Genomic DNA, 18,278 nt, shown 5'->3' with positions numbered 1-18,278 from the left:
CCCGATTCATTATTCCCAGTATTTCAAGTATGTTAAAAACATGCAGCGGGTTGGCACAGCCTATGCTTTGTCTTGTTCCCAGAGACGCACAGGGAACCCACAACAACTTTACATACCGGGAGACACCATGCTGACCGCCATCACCACTTTCATCCGCGACGAAGAAGGGGCCACGGCAGTTGAATACGGGCTTATGGCCGCACTGATCGCCGCCGTCATCATCACCGCCGTCACCTCCGTCGGCACCAGCCTGTCCGGCCTCTTCGACAAGATCGCCACCTCCCTGACCACCGCCGCCGGCTCCTAGCCAGCCCTTGGCTTCGCGAAGCAAAAAGGCCGTCCCCGGCACCGGGACGGCCTTTTTTCATGGCACGCACGCCGGTTAACCGGGCCTTGCCGGTCGGACACATGTGTCCCGGCCAACAACCGCCCCCCAGCCAGCTCCCCGGCCGGGCAAAGGCCCCACCGGTCCGTCCCTGGCCGGACCCTGGCCGGTTGCTGCCGGCCAGGCACGGCCCAAACCCCGCCCGCCTCCGGCCGTCCCGCTCCAGTTCCTGGAGAACGCCCCGGCCGGAGTCCATCGTTTCTGGATCGCCTCGGCCCACACATTCTCGTTCCCCTGCATATCAAGCCCGTTACAACGTGTCCTTGCCTTGGCATGGCCTATGCTTTCGTCTTCAAGGGGCCATGCCAGGCGCACGCGCCCCGGCAAACCGGGAGAAACGCCATGCCGACCGCCGTCACCGCCTTCATCCGCGACGAAACAGGGGCCACTGCTGTTGAATACGGCCTCATGGTCGCGCTGATCTCCACGGCCATCGTCATCGTTGTCGCCGCCATCGGTGTCTCCATGGCCACGATCTACCAAAATATCGCCGAGACGATCAGCCCCTAGCCGGTCGGCCCCACAGGCAAAAAGCCGTCGCCCACCGCGGGAGACGGCCTTTTTGTTTGCCGGAAAAGGGCCCTTTTGGCATCCTGGGTTCAAGGAGTGTCGCCTTATGGATGTCAACACCCACCACCGCATCGATCCCGACCTGTGTGGCCGGCCCATCGCCTTGAGCCCCGGACAGGCTGTGGTACGCCTCACCGCCACAGCGGCCATGGCCGCCGATGACCGGGGCCTTGTCCATGGCGGCTTCGTCTTCGGTCTGGCCGACTATGCCGCCATGCTGGCGGTCAACGATCCGCTCGTGGTGCTCGGGGCGGCCGAGGTCCGGTTCACGGCCCCGGCCCGGGTGGGCGATGTCCTTGAGGCCGAGGCGGTCCTGCGGGAGACCGCCGGCAAGAAACGGCTGGTGGATGTGGTGGTGCGCCGGGCCGCCGAGACCGTGCTGACCGGCAGCTTCACCTGCTTTGTCCCGGCTGCCCACGTCCTTGACCGGTAAGGGCAAGCCAGGGAGCCTTTTGCAACAATCGGAGAGGGGGATGCCTCCGGCGGCCAAAGAGCAATGCCCTTTGGAAACCCACAATACTTTTTGCTCGTTGCAAATCAGACAAAGCCTGATGTCCCAAGAACCTGAATTGTGCAAAGACCTCCACAAGGAGCAGCCATGAGCTTTACTGTCCAGACCCCTTCCCCGGCGACTGAAGAGCCCCGGTTCGACTGCATTTTTTGCGAAAAACCGGCCCTTGTGTCCTCCGAAGCGGCCCGAACCGAGGCCACCCGCACGGTTGAGGTCTTTTGCCGCCACTGCGGAGCCAGGAAAACCATGGCCACCCGCAAAAGCGCCGATGCCGCCCAGTGGGAACTGGCCGACTGATCCGCCCGAGCGGCCGGCGCTCCGGCCGGGGAAACGCCGTGTGTTGCCGAAACGCGCCTCAGGCTTCGGCCCGGCCCCCGGCCGGGGACGCCCCGGCAAACTGCACGAGCTTGGCGACATCCAGGATCAGCGAAATGGTCCCATCCCCGTTGACCGTGGTGCCCGACACGAAATCCACATCCCGGTAAACGTCGTTTAAGCGTTTGATCACCGCCTGGCGCTGCCCGACAACCACGTCCACGGCCAACCCGACTTCCATATCGCCCACCGCGACCATAACCACCCGCTCATAGCCGGGCTGCGCTCCGGCCACGCCGAAAAGCCGGCGCAGGCTCAGGCACGGGACCATCCGGTCGCGCCAGACAATGGTGCCCACAGGCGGCGGCGAGCCGTCGAGAAACCGCTCCAGGCAGGCCCGGGTGGCGGCCAGAGGGATGGTGTAGTCCTCACGGCCCACCCGCACCTGCAGGCCGTCGATGATGGCCAGGGTCAGCGGCAGGCGCACCGTGATCGTGGACCCCTGGCCGGGGCGGCTTTCCAGGATCACGCCGCCGCTCATGGCCTCGATGTTGCGCTTGACCACATCCATGCCAACGCCCCGGCCCGAGACGCTGCTGACCGCCCGGGCCGTGGAAAAACCGGGCGAGAACAGGAAATCCAGGAGCCTGCGCTCGTCGGCCTCTTCCCCGGCGGCCAAAAGCCCCTGGGCCTGGGCCTTTTGCCGGACACGCTCCAGGTCCACCCCGTTGCCGTCATCGCTGATGCCAATACGGACCTCGCCGCCGACATGCTCGGCGCAAAGGCGCACCGTCCCCTGGGCCGGTTTGCCGGCCGCCAACCGCTTTTCCGTCGCTTCGATGCCGTGGTCGACACTGTTGCGCAGGATATGGACCAGCGGGTCCTTGAGACGGTCGATGACGTTTTTATCCAGTTCGGTGTCGCCGCCCTCGCCGATAAAGACCGCCGACTTGCCAAGACTGTCGGCCAGATCCCGGACCAGCCGGCGAAAGGTCCCAAAGATCCCGCCGATGGGCACCATGCGAAGCCCCAGGACTTCGTCGCGCAACTGATTGCTCAGGCGCTGGAGCTCTTCGGCAATGGCCCGCAGTTGAAAGCTGTCGCCCTTGCCGATGGTCTGGGACAGCCGGGACTGGATGATGACCAGTTCGCCGACCAGATCGACCATGCTGTCCAGCCGGGCCGATTCCACCCGGATGCTGGCCGCGCCGTCGCCGGCCTCCCGAGGCCGGGACGCGGCAGCCGGCCCCTCCCCGGCCTCGGGAGCGGCCTGCCGGGCAGCCAGAAAAACCGCCACCCGCCGGGCCAATTCCCCGGCCAGGGCCGGGCCGTCCTCCCAGCCGGAGGCGGCCAGCCGTGTCTTGAAGTCGTCGATATCCGCCTGGCGCAGGGGTTCCTCGGCCAAGGCGGTGAGAAGCACCTCGTGCTCGTCCTCGACAAACACAAACACGTCGCGCAAGACGCCGGCCTCAGCCGGGGTCACGGCCAGGACGTCCCACCAGACCGAAACCGCTTCCGGGTCCAGGTCCGCAAGAGGGAGTACGGCTTCCCAGTGCAGGATGGGGTGCATCTGGCCGAGTTCGGCGAGTTCCGAAAGAAACATCATCGGATCGACGCCGTGCAAAAAGCAATCGGACGCCGGGCGGTAACGCAGCCACCAGGCGGCAGGAGCGCCGGTCGGCGCGGCCGGCGGGGAGGCGGCCGCAGTGGCGCCGGCCGGCGGCGCAGCCCCCTCCTCGCGCCCGGCCAAGGCCCGCAGTTGGCCGATCAGCCGGCTTGAGACGTCTGCCGGGATGTCGCCCGGAGCAGCCAGCAGATCCAGCATGTGGTCCCGCGACTGCAGGGTCGCGTCGAGCAGCTCCTTGCCGATGGCCAGTTGGCCGGCCCGGACCAGATCCCAGAGTGTTTCCACTTCATGGGTGAAGGCGGCCAGATCGTCGAAACCGAACATGGCCCCGGAGCCCTTGACCGTGTGCATGGCCCGAAAAAGCCGGGCGACCTTCTCTCCGTCGTCGGGATCAACCTCCAATTCCAAAAGCAGTTGTTCCACTTCCGCTAACAGTTCCAGGGCCTCCTCACGAAACATCTGGGTGTGATCGAGTGCCATATCCTGCTTTCCCCTGACTCAGGCGGCGCTTTGCGCGTCGCCAAAGGCCGCTGCCGGGTCTGCCATGGCCCTGGCGATATCCAGAACCTCGCTTGTGCCAAACACCCGGTCCACATTGAGCAGAAGGATGAATCGGCCCTCATGCCGGCCGATCCCATCAAGACAGGCGACCTCCACGGCCGCGCCCAAAGATGGCGGCGGGGCAATGGACGCAGCATCCAGCTCCAGCACCTCCTTGACCGAGTCGGCCAGCGCCCCCATCAGCGACACCGTGTCCCCGTGGCGAATCTCCACAATGACGATCCGGGTGTGGATGGTGTGCACCACCTCGCCAAGCCCCAGTTTCACCCCCAGGTCCACCACCGGCACGGCGCTGCCCCGGACGTTGACCACGCCGCGCATATAGGCCGGGGTTTGGGGAATGCGGGTTATCTCGGTGAAATCGAGAATTTCCCGGACCATATGGATTTCGATGGCAAAAAATTCGCCGCCAAGGGTGAGCGTCAGATATCGCCTGGATTGCTGCCTGTTTGTTTCCGCCATGATGTCTTCTCCTTGTTCGGACGGCTAGAACCGCTCGAACTGGTTGTCATCGACGCCGGCATGATCCGACATGTCCAGACGGACGGCGGCGGCCCGGGCAGGGGTCTGGGTTTTGACAGCGAAAGACCGGCCAGGGGCGGGTTTGCCGCCGGCCACGGCCCGGCCGGCCGGCAGGGCGGCGCGAATTCCGCGATGGCCTCCGTCGAGGCGGAAAAACCCTATGGTGCTTTGCAGTTGTTCAGCCTGGGAGGACAGTTCCTCGGCCGTGGAGGCCAGTTCTTCCGAGGCGGAGGCATTTTGCTGCACCACCTGGTCGAGCTGCTGCAGGGCCTTGTTGACCTGGTTTGCCCCGGCCCCCTGCTCCAGCGAGGAGGCGGCAATCTCCTGGACCAGTTCGGAGGTCCGCAGGATATCGGGAACCAGCTTTTCGAGCAGTGTGCCGGCCCGCTCGGCCACGCCGAGGCTGGAGGCGGAAAGCGTGTTGATTTCAGCGGCGGCAGCCTGGCTGCGCTCGGCCAGTTTGCGGACTTCCGAGGCCACCACGGCAAATCCCCGGCCCTGCTCACCGGCCCGGGCGGCTTCGATGGCGGCGTTTAAGGCCAGCAGATCGGTTTGCCGGGCGATTTCCTCGATGATGGAAATCTTGGAGGCGATGTCGCGCATGGCCGACACGGTCCGGGCCATGGCTTCACCCGATTCCTTGGCATCCTCTGCCGCCTTGCGGGCCAGATTTTCCGTTTGCCGGGCGTTGTCGGCATTCTGGTTGATGCTCGCGCTCATTTCCTCCATGGACGAGGAACTTTCCTCCACGGCCGAGGCCTGCTCCGAAGCGCCCTGGGACAGGGATTCGGACGAGGCGCTCATCTCCTGGGAACCCGACGCCACGTTTTCGGCCCCGGACTGGACTTCCTGGACAACGGAAGTCAGCCGGTTGACCATTTCCTTAAGGGCCTGCATGAGCCCGTCGCGCTCGGAGCGTTCCCGCACATCCACTTGCAAGTCGCCTTCGGACAGTTTCCCGGCCAGTTCAGCCACATTGCGGTCGGCCTGGAGCAAAATAACCAGGGAGGAAAGCAGGACATCGGCCGGGGAACGGGGCGTTATGGCCACCTCCAGGTCGCCCTGGGCCATGCGCGAAACCGTGCCGGCCACATCGGCCTCGGCCTTGGCCACACTGCGCAGGGCATCGCACAAAAGGCCCACTTCATCCTTTTGGTGGACGTCCATGGTTTGCCCGGTGTCGCCTGCGGCCAGGGCATTGGCAAAGGCCACGCCGCGCACCAGGGGCCGGCTGATGGCCCTGGCAATGAAAAAGCCAAGGACCAGTCCCAGCACCACGCTGGCGAGCGCAATGGAGATCAGCAGCGTCCGGCTGCTTTCGTAGAGCTTGTCAGTGGTATCGGCAAAATCCTTGGCATTGGCTTCCTTGACCCTGGACAGTTCGGTCAATACATCATCAATGATATCAATCTTCTCCCGCCCCTGCCCCATGGACAGGTCCACAGATTCCCGTTTGGCTGCAAGATCCTCGGTTTTGGCGATTTCGACCACCCGGTTGAGCACCGGTTGGAAGTCCTCCCAGGCGCGACTGAGCTTGCCCAGCAATTCTTTGCCCTTATCCGTGTAAAACAGGGGCCGGGCCTTATCCAATTGTTCTTGGTACTCCAGCTTCCATTTATTGATGCGCTCTATATACTTGGTTCTGTCTGCAGCATTGCTTGAAAGGAGAAGGTTTTTTGTGGCTCGATCGATGTACACAAGTGCAATATTTGCTTCTTTTATATGCGAAATACCAAGCAGCTCCTTGGCATACATGTCGCTGGCCAGATCGTTGATACGACCCATCTTATCGATACCTATGTATCCGACAACGCCTGTCATGATTGCCATAACAATAAACGCCAAAACAAGCTTTGTTGCGACTTTCATATCGTGAAACCATTGCATAGGGCGCCTCCTTGCGCATTGCACATGCGCACTGTCCCAATTATTTCAACAAATAATGAACACGGCGTCAGACAAACGAACAAACAATGTGGACGCTACTCACGGGATACCCTTTGAAAATGCATTTTCCGGTTGTGGTGACACGACATTCCTTCAACGCAACACCCTCCTTTCCGGTTCAATTCCCATAGGAACGAAACAGCCAGAATGTTCACAAACTTCACTTCTTAGACATACAATATTGCGAACAAAACCGAATACTCCCAAATATATCGACACATTTCCTTTCTGCATTTTCTTTTTCTGATGCAATAGTAATGCAACAACCCGACAAGACCCAACAAAAACAAGCCAACGGCATCCACCGTCTCCAACACCACCAGAGACTTATCGACATATTTTGCAGAGAAACAAAGGCGACAACACCATATCGCGGCGAAAGCATCCAATTCGCTCCCCAAGGTACAGAGAGGCTCGCTCCACAACAAGCCCTAAATTATAAAATTCTCAACACGATTCTGACACGACAAGTGGCGCGCCAACCGCCGGCGGGGCAAAGCGTCCCCGTTCGCCAGGGCACAAGGGCACTGGCGCGGACCGTCGCAAATAGGCACGCCCGCGGACGGCCAGCGGGCACTCTGGAAGCAGGGAGGGGCCACGGGTGATTGGGATGGACAGAAAACAGCAGCGACAGGACAAACAGCAGGGCAGCCTCGCACACGGGGCGGCAGGGGAGGACCGGCGTCACGAATGATCTGACAGTGGGCAGCAGCAGAGGAGCGGCAACGGTGTTGCAGAGGAATGGTTGGACAGGCAGGGGCAAGATCGGCTGTTGTTTCCACCCGGATCATGCCTGAAACCAACCTGCCAGCGCCCGGGCGCAGCCGCTTCGTCCAGACGAAAGGACGCAGCCAGCTCCTGAAAAAGAAGAAAGGGTCCAAGCTATCCAGCTTGAACCCTTTGAAATCTTGGTGCCGAAGGGGAGACTCGAACTCCCACCCCCTTGCGAGGACTAGACCCTGAACCTAGCGTGTCTACCAATTCCACCACTTCGGCAGTGCGGTGCAGAAGAAGGGGTTTATACAACACCCCCGGCCTTGGCAAGAAAAAAATCATCCGGACCACATTTTTTTTCCGGACCCCCCAATTCCAGCCGGTTGAAGCCCGTCGTCTTTTGGGATAGCACCATGGGCGAAACGGGCTTTTACCCGCCACCCATTCGCCCATCGGACCATTCACATTATGATTGTCGTCACCCGCGTCGAGGAAATTCACGAAGCCCTGCACGGCGTCTGCCTCACCATCGGCAACTTCGACGGCGTGCATATGGGCCATGCCAAGCTGCTCCAGCGCGTGCGCGACCGGGCCGCTGCCGCCGGGCTCGTCAGCGTCGCCCTCACCTTTGACCCCCACCCCAGGCGCGTACTCCTGGGAAACGCCGCCCCGCCGTCCATCACCCTGCTCGAGCACAAGCTCGAATGCATCGAGGCCAGCGGCATCCAGGTCTGCGTGGTCCTGCCCTTCAGCCGGGAACTGGCCGCCCGGGAACCCGAAGACTTCGTGCGCGAAGCCCTGGTCGAGGGCCTTTGCCTCAAACAACTCGTCATCGGCTACGACTACGCCTTCGGCAAAGGCCGGCGGGGCAATTTCGAGCTGCTCTCGGCCCTGGGCCAGAAATACGGCTTTGGCGTCGAGCGCCTAGACCCGGTCATCATAAACGGGGCGGTGGTCTCCTCCACCCGCATCCGCGACATGGTCCAGGCCGGCAATGTCTGGGACGTGCGGCCCCTGCTTGGCCGCTTCCATCAGGTGCGCGGCACCGTGGTCCACGGCCAGAAACGCGGCCGCCAGCTCGGCTTTCCCACCGCCAACGTGGGCGTGAAAGACGAACTCGTCCCCCTGTCCGGGGTCTATGCCGTGTGGGTCGAGGTGGAAGGAACCATCCGGCCGGGCGTGGCCAACATCGGCAAAAATCCCACCTTCGGCGACTTCGAGTTGTCCGTCGAGGCCCATATCCTCGATTTCAAAGGCAAGATCTACGACCAGCCCATCCGGGTCCATTTCGTCCAGCGCATTCGTTCCGAGAAAAAATTCTCCGGACCGGAGGAACTCATCAGCCGCATCCGCGAGGATGTCGGTCTGGCCCGCATGATCCTGGCCGCCCCTGATTCCAGGCCGTAACAGCCATGGGAACCCGAGCTTCGCGCCAACGCTCCAAACCGTCCTTTTTCCGGCGTCCCCGGGCGCTTTGGCGGCAGTTGTCCCGGCGCTACACCCAGATCGGGCTGATGCGCTGGCTGGTGCTCGGCATCGTGGCCGGCCTCGGGTCCGGCGCCCTGGCCATCGCCTTCCACGCCGGCCTGGAAAGCCTCACCCACCTGCTCCAGGTCGAGCTGGCCGGCCTGACCCTGCCCCATCCCTCGGGCGAGGCCATGGCCGGCGGTCCGGCCGGCCCCTACCGCCCCTGGCTCATTCCGGTTTTCACCACGGCCGTGGGGCTGGTCACCGGCCTGCTCGTATCCCGCTTCATCCCCGAGTCCCTGGAAGGCGTCACCGACGGCACCGACGCCATGATCCGGGCCTTCCACCAGCAGGGCGGCGTCATCCGGCCGGCCGTGCCGGCGCTGAAAAGCGCCACCGCCATCCTGACCATCGCCGCCGGCGGCAGCGCCGGCCAGGAAGGCCCCATCTCCCAACTCGGAGCCGGCCTGGGGTCGCTTATCGCCCAGAAGCTGCACCTGACCGCCCGCCAGCGGCGCATCCTGCTTCTGGCCGGGGCGGCCGGCGGTCTGGGGGCCATTTTCCGCGCCCCCCTTGGCGGGGCCATCACTGCCGTGGAAGTCCTTTATTCCGAAGATTTCGAGGCCGAGGCCATGCTGCCGGCGGTCGTGTCGTCGGTGGTGGCCTATACCCTTTTCGCCTTTGTCTTCGGCGGCAAGGCCATCCTCGAAGCCCCGAACTACGTATTTTCCAACGCCTTCGAACTGCCGTTTTACCTGGCCCTGGCCGTGGTCGTGTCTTTGGCGGCCCGGCTTTTTATCCGCACCTTTTTCACCTTCAAATTCAAACTGTTCGGACCGCTTAAAAAACGCTTCGGCCCGACCCTGCCCATGGTGCTCGGCGGGCTTGGCATGGGCCTTCTTGGCTGGCGTTTTCCGGAGTTGTGCGGCGGCGGCTACGGCTGGATCGAACTGGCCGCCAACGGCCGGCTGGATATGCTGTTTCTGGTCGGGCTCTTTTTCGGCAAGCTGCTCGCCACCTCCCTGACCATCGGCTCGGGCTTAAGCGGCGGCATGTTCGCCCCGGCCCTGTTTCTGGGCGGCGCGGCCGGCAGTCTGGTCGGGCAGGTCGGGCATCTGCTTCGCCCGAACATCGTCACCCAGCCCGGCGGCTATACCCTGGTCGGCATGGCCACCTTTTTTGCCGGCGTGGCCCATGCCCCTATCGGACCGCTGATCATGGTCTGCGAGATCTCCCAGGGCTACGGCCTGCTGGCCCCGCTCATGCTCTGTTCCGCCGTGGCCCTGGTTCTTTGCGACGACATCCACCTGTACGAGAATCAGGTGGACAACAAATTCGCCTCCCCGGCCCACACCGCCGACGCCACCAACAACATCCTCGAATCCGTGCCCGTGGCCTCGGTCTTCACACCGGGCCGGCCCACCATCCTCGAAGAAAACGTGACGCTTAAAGCCCTGGCCGACGTCATCGCCGGCACCAGCGCCTTTGTCTTTCCGGTCAAAAACCACCAGGGCGCGCTGACCGGCATCCTGGCCGTGCAGGACGTTCGCCGGGTGCTGTTCGAGTCGTGCCTGCACGAACTGGTGCTGGTGCGCGACCTCATGCGCCCGCCGGTGGTGATCCATCCGGACATGTCGCTTTATGACGCGCTCATGTTGTTTATCGAAACCGACCTCGGCCAACTGCCGGTGGTCGAGGCCGAACAGCCGGACACGGTCCTCGGCCTGCTTGACCGCCGCCATGTCTTTACCGCCTATTCCAGTACGCTCAAGGCCCTGACAAGCGAAGACTGATCCCACGCTCCTGTTGCTGCAGCGCGTCTGTGCTTGACAGGCCGCAAGGCACCCCCTTATGATCTGTACAGTAGGTGTGCTGTTTTCTTAGCCAATCGGCAGGCAAATGTTTTGCCCTTGCAGTCGGCGCGGCCGAGCAAATCATTGTGAACAACCCTTGGACTGTTTCATAGTTTGTCTTATGCACCGCCCTTGGACGACGAGATACCGCGACAGGAGAACCCATGCAACTTAAAGCGAAATTCATCATCCCGACACTTGTGCTTATCATCTGCGGGATGGCTGTCACGACATGGGTGACCTATTCCAGAAGCACCCAGGCGCTCTCCGCATTGGGGACACAACAGGCGGCGACAAACCTTACATCCCTGCTTTCCCTGGTCGAAATATGGGTTGACGGCGCACAAAACGAAGTTGTTACCCTCGCCAAGACCGAAGATATCACCCGGGCGCTGACTGCCAGCGACGCAGCCTCCCAGGCCCGCGCCCTCGCGCTGACCCAGGACGTCGTCGCCCGCAACCCGTCGTTTGACAGCGTGCTCATCATCAACCCCCAGGGCATCGTCACCCTGGCCACAAATCCCGTCTTTGTCGGGGGGAACCGCAGCGAAAGGGAATATTTCCAAAAGGCCATCACCGGAAAGACCTTCATCTCTTCACCAATTTTCAGCAAAGATATCAATAGATTCGTCTTTGTCATCACCTCCCCGGTCGTCAGCGAAGGCAAGATCGTCGGCATCATCTCCGTCGGGGTCCGCATCGACCGTTTCACCGACCAGTTCGTCGCCCCCCTGGACACGCCTGCCGGCTACGCCTTCATCACCGCCCCCGACGGCCTGGCCCTGGCCCATCCAAACCGCGAACTGGTCGGCAAATTCAACGTCTTTACCGACGCGGACTTCGGACGCCAGATGGCCGGACAGTCCAAAGGCGTCCTCGACGTCGTCTCGCTTGGCGTCGAAAAACTCATCCTGTTCGAAAAATCCCCGCGTACGGGCTGGATGCTCGGCATGTCCGTCAACAAGGCCGTGGCCTTTGCCGGGGCCCGCAGCCTGGGTCTTCTCATTGTGTGGCTCTCGGCCGGCGTGGCCCTGTTCCTCGGCCTTGGCGTCTGGATCATCCTCACCGTCAATGTGCTGCGCCCGGTGGAAGCCCTGGTCGCCGCTGCCAAGAGCATCGCCGGCGGCAACCTCGACACGCCCCTTAACACCGACCGCCGCGACGAAATCGGCAGCCTCCAGCAGGCCATGGCCGCCATGGTCGTCAACCTCAAGGCGAAAATCGGCGAGGCCGAGGAGCAAAGCGCTGTGGCCGCCAAGGAAACCGAGAAGGCCCAAACAGCCATGGAAGACGCTGTCAGCGCCCGCTCCCAGGCGGAAAGCGCCCGGGAACAGGGGATGCTCCAGGCCGCAGCCACCCTTGAAAGCATCGTGACGGCCGTCACTGACGCCTCCGAGGAAATCTCGACCCAGCTCAGCCACTCCAGCCAAGGCTCCCGCGACCAGTCCCACCGGGTGGGCGAAACAGCCACAGCCATGGAAGAGATGAACGCCACGGTCCTGGAAGTGGCCCAGAACGCCTCCAAGGCCGCCCAGACCGCCGACGACGCCCGGCACAAGGCCAATGCCGGTTCGGACATCGTCTCGCGCGTCATTGAAAGCATCGCCGAGGTGCAAACCCGGGCCGGGCAGCTCAAGGAGGACATGACCGTCCTTGGCGGCCAGGCCGAGGGCATCGGCCGGATTCTGGGCGTTATTTCCGACATCGCCGACCAGACCAACCTGCTGGCCTTAAACGCCGCCATCGAGGCCGCCAGGGCCGGCGAAGCCGGACGCGGTTTCGCCGTGGTCGCCGACGAGGTCCGCAAACTGGCCGAGAAGACCATGACTGCCACCAAGGAAGTCGGCCAGGCCATCCGCGACATCCAGCAGGGAACCCGCAAAAATATCGACAACGTCGAACTGGCCGCCGGCAAGATCAACGACGCCACGGCCCTGGCCCGGGATTCCGGCGAAACCCTCGGGGCCATCGTCACCCTGGTCGACGCCACCACCGATCAGGTCCGCAGCATCGCCACGGCAGCAGAAGAGCAGTCCGCCACCACGGAAGAAATCAACCGCAGCATCGTCGACATCAACCGGCTGGCCGAGGAATCGGCCATGGCTCTGGAGCAGTCCACCCGGTCCGTGGCCGAACTGGCGGAGCAGACCCAGATATTACGCAGCCTGATCGACGAGATGCAGGGCGGCGGCTCCGGGACCAAGCAGCTGCCATCCGGCAGCCGACGCCCGGCCCTGCCGGCGGCGCGCCGCTAAAGCCGGCCGCGGCCCCAATGCCCGCCACCGGCGGGAGTCCCCAAACGGCCAAGGGATTGTTGTCCCTTGGCCGCCCCGGCAGGCCCGCGTCCAGGCTGGTACCCCGCCCCGGCAACCGCCTGCCCGCAATCGCCTGGGCGCTTGCCCCCCGGCCGCTTCCAGCCTATGCCTTTTGGGCAATCCCAAAACAGATTCCCGGAGCGGCCATGCGCATACGGACCAAGCTGCTGTGTTTCCTGCTGGTGGTGGTCATAACGCCCCTGTGTGCCTTGGGCCTGTACGCCTGGCGGCAGACTGAAATCCTCGGCCAGGAGCTGGCCGAAAAACCGCCGAAGCCCTGGAGGCCAACGCCGCTGGCGAGCTGGTGCAGACCGCCGACATGTTCGGCGAACACTGCGCTGCCACCCTTGATCTGCTGGAAACCTCCCTGTCGCTGACTGCCGACGCCGCCATGCACCAGCTCGACGTGCAAAGCCCCACGCCCCCGCCGCCGCTGATGCCCATGGACAGCGATTTCGACGCCGGGACCGTCACCGACGCCGTCCTCACCCCCATCGGCGGGTCCGACGTGCACGCCAGTTACGACCACATGGTCTTCCATCTCGCCCCGGGGCTGACCAGGCAAGCCGCCCTGCCGGAAATGCGGGCCATGTCCGGCCTGACTCCCTTTTACCGCACGCTTTTCGCCCACCACAAAAGCCTCATGCAATTCGGCTACGTGGGACTGGCCTCGGGCCTGCACTGCGCCTATCCCGGCCACGGCGGCTATCCCGTCGACTACGATCCCAGGCGGCGGCCCTGGTACCAAAACGCTGCGGCCAAGCCCGGCGTCACCTGGGACGTCATGACCGACGCCGCGACCCGGCAGGTCGTGGCCTCCATGGCCCTGGCCCTGCGCACGCCCGAGGGCCGGGTGCTTGGCGTGGCCGCCCTGGACATCCCCATGGCCAAGCTGTTCCTGCAAAGCGACCTGTCCCGGACCTGGAGCGATAAAATGCGGTCCATGGTCGTTTCCCTGGACACGCAGGGGACGGCGGGCAAACCGGAACTGGTCATCGTGGCCTGCCGTGACTACGCCCAGAAAAGCCGCGACTGGACTGCGCCGGTGGAACTGGAGCGCATCGAATCCCCGGACACGGCCACCCTGGCCGAAGTGACCCATGAACTTGCCGCCGGGCGCAGCGGCGTGCGCCGGCTGACCTACCGGGGCGAGGACACCTTCCTGGCTTTTGCCCCCGTCGCCAACAAGCGGCTGGCCGTGGTGCTGGCTGCGCCGCGCGAAGAGGTGGTGGCTGCGGCCGAGCAGGCCGAGGCCCGGGTCATCACGGCGGTTTCGGGGCTGGCCGGCCAGATCGGCTTTTTCCTTGGCGGCGCGGTCCTGCTGGTGGCTGCCCTGGCCGTGCCGGCCTCCAAGACCGTCACCCGGCCGGTGCGCGAACTGGCTGAGGCGGCCCGCAAACTGGCCTCCGGCGATTTTTCGGCCCGGGTCGCCCCGTGCGGACGCGACGAGTTGGGCGAGATGGCCCTATCGTTTAACGACATGGCCCCGCAGCTTTTGGAACGGATGAAGCTTAAAAACGACATGGCCCTGGCCATGGAGGTGCAGCAGCACCTGCTCCCGGGCCGGCCGCCGGCCATGGAGGGCATGGATATCGCGGCCTTGAGCCTGTACTGCGACGAAACCGGCGGCGACTATTTCGATTTCCTGGAATTTTCCCAGGACGACGCCACCCATGCCGACATCGTCATTGGCGACGTCACCGGGCATGGCGTGTCGGCGGCCCTGTTCATGGCCACGGGCCGGGCGCTGTTGCGCGGCCGGGCCGTGGGCCAGCCCGGACCCGGTGCGCTTTTGACCGAGGTCAACGCCCTGCTGTGCCAGGACACCCACCTGACGGGCCGGTTCATCACGCTGTTTTTCCTGCGTCTGGACCGTTCGTCCAAGGAGCTGTTGTGGTGCCGGGCCGGGCATGACCCGGGGCTGCTCTACGATCCGCCAAGCGACAGTTTCGAGCAGCTGCAAGGCACGGGCATCCCGCTTGGAGCGGTGGCGGACTGGACGTATGAGGAAATGCGCCGGCCGTGGATCGCGCCGGGGCAGGTGCTGGTGCTGTATACCGACGGCATCCACGAGGCCAGGAGCCCGGGCGACGCCATGTACGGCAAGGAGCGTATGGAAGCGGTGGTGCGTCGGGAAGCGGCCGGCCCGGCCTCGGCCGTGGTCAACGCCCTGGTGGCCGATTTGCGCGATTTCAAGGCCGGGCTGCCCCTGGAAGACGACGTGACCCTGGTGGTCATCAAGGCCACGGCGTAAGGCCCAAAGACCAAAGGCCGGGTCGCCCCGGCCTTTGGAAAATCCATGCCCGTTGCCGCAGGCTAATCCCCGGCCGTGTCCCGGACCGCTTCCTCGGCCGCCAGATCAGCCTCTTCCACGATCCGCAGGGCCTCCTCGGCCAGCTCCAACATCTCCCGCCCATGCACGATCTCCACAATGCGCCGCATGGCCTCGGCCGGGTTGGGATGCTGAAACACATTGCGGCCGATGCACGTCCCGGACGCGCCGCAGCCCATGGCCGCCTCGACCATGGCCGCAAAACTCTTGAAATCCGACCGCGACGGGCCGCCCGTCACCAGCACCCGAGACGATGACGCAGCCACCGCCCGGCTAAAACTGCGCGCGTCGCCGGAATACGGCACACCCGTGACGTCCGCCCCAAGCTCGGCCCCAAGCCGGATGCAGTGGTTAATGAGGCTCGGGTCCATCTCGTTGACCACCCGCTCGCCCTTGGGGGCAATGAGCGCCAGCACCGGCACGCCCAGGCCATGGGCCTCGTCCACAATGGCCCCCATGTCGGCCAGCATCCGGTCCTCGAACTCATTGGCAATGTTGACCTGCACCGCCACCATGTCCGCCCCCAGGCGCAGGGCCTCGACCGTGGAACACATGAGGCTTCGGGCATACGGCGGCTGGCAATGCCGCGTACCGCCGGAAAGCTGCACCACCGCGCAGACATCCACAGGAACAGCGGCCACATGGGCCCGCATGGCTCCCTTGTTGAGCACGACGCCCTGCACCGGAAAATGACTGACCATCTCCAACAGCCGCGGCAATTCCTCAAGGCCCGTCAACATCCCCTCCATGACCCCGTGGTCCAGAGGCGCAACCACTGCCTTGCCCGTGTGGGGGTGGAAAAGCCGTGCCAGCTTGCGATCGCTCCCGTGCATGCATCCTCCAAAAAAAACAGTCGTTATCGGTCGGACCACAAGGCCCGCGCACCTTTTCGCGTCAAAAATCCCAGCGGCAGCCCGCGCCAGAAAAGCCCGGACCGGGCCGGCAGATCCCCGGCCGGCAGACTCTGGCCGGCAAGCAGGGCCTCGATACGGGAAAGCGTCTCCTCGTTCAAGCCCGGCCCGTCCCGTTCAATGAGCAGCCGCACCCTGGCCTGGGGCCGAAACACCCCGGACCGGTAGGCGCCAAGGGCATAGCCCTGGTAGCGGAACCCGGCCGGCAACCCGGCCGCCCCGGCATGGAGAAAAAACACCTTCTCGCCAAACGCCCGCACCACGCCCGGCGGCAGCCCGGACAGGCCGCACCCGGCCGCCAGCAAGGCCTTCTCCGGCACAGGCTCCCCAGGCAGCCCGCCGCCGTCGCCCGCAAAGGCCTCGCCCCCGGCCTTCTCAAAAAGCGCCATATAAAAACCCTGGGCCGCCGAGGCCGCGCTGTCCACCCGCAACACCCCGGCAACATCCCCGCGCCGCGCCGCCTCGAACACAAACCCGGCCGGCGCCTCCAGCGGCACGGCCCGAAGCGGCAGATGGTCCAGGGCAAAACGCGTCTGGTCCTCGTTCTCCGCCACATTGGTGGTGCAGGTGGAATAAAGCACCCGCCCGCCCGGAGCCAAAAGCCCGGCCGCTGTCTCCAAAAGCTTTCGCTGCAAGGCCACCAGCGGCGCAACCTTGTCCCCGGCCCAGATCTTGGCCGCCTGGGGATTTTTATCGAGCGTCCCCCAGCCGCTGCACGGCGGATCAAGCAGAATATGGCTGAACGACCCGGCCGGCAACAGCGGCGACAAATCCGCCGACGAACAAGTGGCCGTGTTGGCCAGATTTTCCCGAAAAAGCGTCTGGCGAAGCGTCGCCAATCGGTCCGGGGACGGCTCGTTGCCGATGACAAACCCCGTAGGCCCGACCAACTGGGCCAAAAATCCCGTCTTGCCGCCCGGAGCGGCACACATGTCGAGCACCCGCGCCCCCGGCGGCGGCGCAAGCAGCAACGGCGGCAACATCGACGAACGGTCCTGAATATGAATGTAGCCAAACCGCGCCGCCATGGACAAGCCCAGGGCCACCGGCTCGGCTACTATGCGCCGGCACCACGGCGAAAAAGGCTCCACCTCGGCCACATGCCCGGTGGCCGCCAAAAGCGCCTCGACCAGCTCCCGCTCGCCCGGCCCACACACCAGCCGAAAACTGCGGCCCGAACTCTCCCCAGCCTGCGCCACTGCGCCATCGCCATCACATACTGCCATGGCCCCACCCTATCCCGCCGGCCATCCCTTGAAAAGCCCCGCGCCCGCCCCGCGAATCGCCCTTGCCAAACGCCGCCCCCCTGCATAGGTATTTCCGGCCAACCCCCAAAAGAGCCCAAGGAGCGTTCATGGATATCATCATGCAGCTCGTCGACATGGTCCTGCACGTCGACAAATACCTAAACGCCATCGCCGCCGATTACGGCACATGGACCTACTTCATTCTATTCATGATCATTTTCTGTGAAACAGGATTGGTCGTCACACCGTTTCTGCCCGGCGATTCACTGCTCTTTGCCACCGGCGCCCTGTGCGGCGGCGGCGTCCTTGACCCCAATATCATCTTCGGCCTGCTCGTCTCCGCCGCCGTCATCGGCGACAACCTCAATTACTGGATCGGCCGCCGGGTCGGACCCGCCGTCTTCGAACGGGAAACAACCCGCTTCTTCAAAAAAGAATACCTGCTCAAAGCCCACGCCTTCTACGAACGCCACGGCGGCAAAACCGTCATCCTGGCCCGCTTCGTCCCCATCGTGCGGACGTTTTCCCCCTTCGTGGCCGGCATCGCCCGCATGTCCTACGCCCAATTCCTGACCTACAGCGTCGTCGGAGCCGTGGTCTGGGTCTCCTTTTTCGTCTACACCGGCTACTTCTTCGGCAACCTGCCGTTTATCAAAAAGAACTTCAGCATTGCCATCCTCGTCATCATCGTCATCTCCGTCCTGCCCGGCGTCATCGAATACATCCGCCACAAACGCGCGGCAGCAGCAGCGGCAGCAGCGGCAGCAGCGGCTGAGTAATTTACTGGGGCGCTGCCCCAGACCCCGCCGGGACGCTGTCCCGGACCCTGGCAGGGCGCTGCCCTGCACCCGCCGGGGGGGATCATCCCCCCCGGACCCCCTGGATGGGGGCGCATGGTCTGGACGAGGTAAGGGGCTACGGCGGGAATGGGAGCACGGGAAGACTGTTGGCGCGGGAGCGCTTGGCGGCTTTGCCGCATGGTTGGTTGGAATTGGGGCCGC

Annotated in this window: 14 protein-coding genes and 1 tRNA gene; 9 read left to right on the top strand and 6 right to left on the bottom strand. The window is 64.1% G+C overall.

Annotated features, from left to right (window positions below; genetic code table 11):
- The first annotated feature begins 127 nt into the window (after positions 1-127).
- From DVDV_RS17380 to DVDV_RS17365, 4 genes are all read left to right on the top strand, one after another.
- A complete protein-coding gene (locus tag DVDV_RS17380) occupies positions 128-307 on the top strand; it encodes a Flp family type IVb pilin (RefSeq protein ID WP_075355522.1) in 180 nt (59 codons plus the stop codon).
- A 420-nt stretch (positions 308-727) separates the two neighbouring features.
- Positions 728-895 carry a Flp family type IVb pilin gene (locus tag DVDV_RS17375; protein WP_075355887.1) on the top strand — a complete coding sequence of 56 codons (168 nt, stop codon included), beginning with the start codon at positions 728-730 and terminating at the stop codon, positions 893-895.
- 106 nt (positions 896-1,001) lie between these two features.
- Positions 1,002-1,388, top strand: coding sequence for a PaaI family thioesterase (locus DVDV_RS17370; RefSeq protein ID WP_075355886.1), 387 nt, complete (start codon positions 1,002-1,004; stop codon positions 1,386-1,388).
- Positions 1,389-1,553: 165 nt separating this feature from the next.
- Positions 1,554-1,763 carry a hypothetical protein gene (locus DVDV_RS17365; protein WP_075355885.1) on the top strand — a complete coding sequence of 70 codons (210 nt, stop codon included), beginning with the start codon at positions 1,554-1,556 and terminating at the stop codon, positions 1,761-1,763.
- Positions 1,764-1,821: 58 nt separating this feature from the next.
- Here DVDV_RS17365 and DVDV_RS17360 read toward each other — a convergent pair whose 3' ends face one another.
- From DVDV_RS17360 to DVDV_RS17345, 4 genes are all read right to left on the bottom strand, one after another.
- A complete protein-coding gene (locus DVDV_RS17360) occupies positions 1,822-3,888 on the bottom strand; it encodes a chemotaxis protein CheA (RefSeq protein WP_075355884.1) in 2,067 nt (688 codons plus the stop codon).
- Positions 3,889-3,906: 18 nt separating this feature from the next.
- Complete coding sequence (locus DVDV_RS17355) at positions 3,907-4,431, bottom strand: chemotaxis protein CheW (RefSeq protein WP_075355883.1); 525 nt, start codon at positions 4,429-4,431, stop codon at positions 3,907-3,909.
- Positions 4,432-4,455: 24 nt separating this feature from the next.
- A complete protein-coding gene (locus DVDV_RS17350) occupies positions 4,456-6,378 on the bottom strand; it encodes a methyl-accepting chemotaxis protein (protein WP_075355882.1) in 1,923 nt (640 codons plus the stop codon).
- 969 nt (positions 6,379-7,347) lie between these two features.
- Positions 7,348-7,434, bottom strand: a tRNA-Leu gene (locus tag DVDV_RS17345).
- Positions 7,435-7,620: 186 nt separating this feature from the next.
- On the opposite strand from DVDV_RS17345, the gene DVDV_RS17340 reads away from it, so the two are divergent.
- From DVDV_RS17340 to DVDV_RS17325, 4 genes are all read left to right on the top strand, one after another.
- Complete coding sequence (locus DVDV_RS17340; protein WP_075355881.1) at positions 7,621-8,559, top strand: bifunctional riboflavin kinase/FAD synthetase; 939 nt, start codon at positions 7,621-7,623, stop codon at positions 8,557-8,559.
- Positions 8,560-8,564: 5 nt separating this feature from the next.
- Complete coding sequence (locus DVDV_RS17335) at positions 8,565-10,412, top strand: chloride channel protein (RefSeq protein WP_075355880.1); 1,848 nt, start codon at positions 8,565-8,567, stop codon at positions 10,410-10,412.
- A 224-nt stretch (positions 10,413-10,636) separates the two neighbouring features.
- Complete coding sequence (locus tag DVDV_RS17330; RefSeq protein WP_075355879.1) at positions 10,637-12,727, top strand: methyl-accepting chemotaxis protein; 2,091 nt, start codon at positions 10,637-10,639, stop codon at positions 12,725-12,727.
- Positions 12,728-13,091: 364 nt separating this feature from the next.
- A complete protein-coding gene (locus DVDV_RS17325; RefSeq protein WP_254845432.1) occupies positions 13,092-15,041 on the top strand; it encodes a SpoIIE family protein phosphatase in 1,950 nt (649 codons plus the stop codon).
- Between the two features lie 62 nt (positions 15,042-15,103).
- Here the strand turns inward: DVDV_RS17325 and DVDV_RS17320 are convergent, their stop codons facing one another.
- Positions 15,104-15,952 carry a class I fructose-bisphosphate aldolase gene (locus DVDV_RS17320; protein WP_075355878.1) on the bottom strand — a complete coding sequence of 283 codons (849 nt, stop codon included), beginning with the start codon at positions 15,950-15,952 and terminating at the stop codon, positions 15,104-15,106.
- A gap of 23 nt (positions 15,953-15,975) precedes the next feature.
- Positions 15,976-17,256, bottom strand: coding sequence for an RsmB/NOP family class I SAM-dependent RNA methyltransferase (locus DVDV_RS17315; protein WP_075355877.1), 1,281 nt, complete (start codon positions 17,254-17,256; stop codon positions 15,976-15,978).
- 128 nt (positions 17,257-17,384) lie between these two features.
- On the opposite strand from DVDV_RS17315, the gene DVDV_RS17310 reads away from it, so the two are divergent.
- On the top strand, positions 17,385-18,056 hold the full coding sequence (locus DVDV_RS17310) for a DedA family protein (RefSeq protein WP_075355876.1): 672 nt from the start codon (positions 17,385-17,387) through the stop codon (positions 18,054-18,056).
- Positions 18,057-18,278 lie beyond the last annotated feature (222 nt).

The sequence above is a fragment of the Desulfovibrio sp. DV genome (assembly GCF_001936595.1).
Taxonomy (GTDB): domain Bacteria; phylum Desulfobacterota; class Desulfovibrionia; order Desulfovibrionales; family Desulfovibrionaceae; genus Solidesulfovibrio.
Note: the sequence above shows the minus strand (reverse complement) of the source record. Positions and strands in the feature narration are given on the sequence as shown.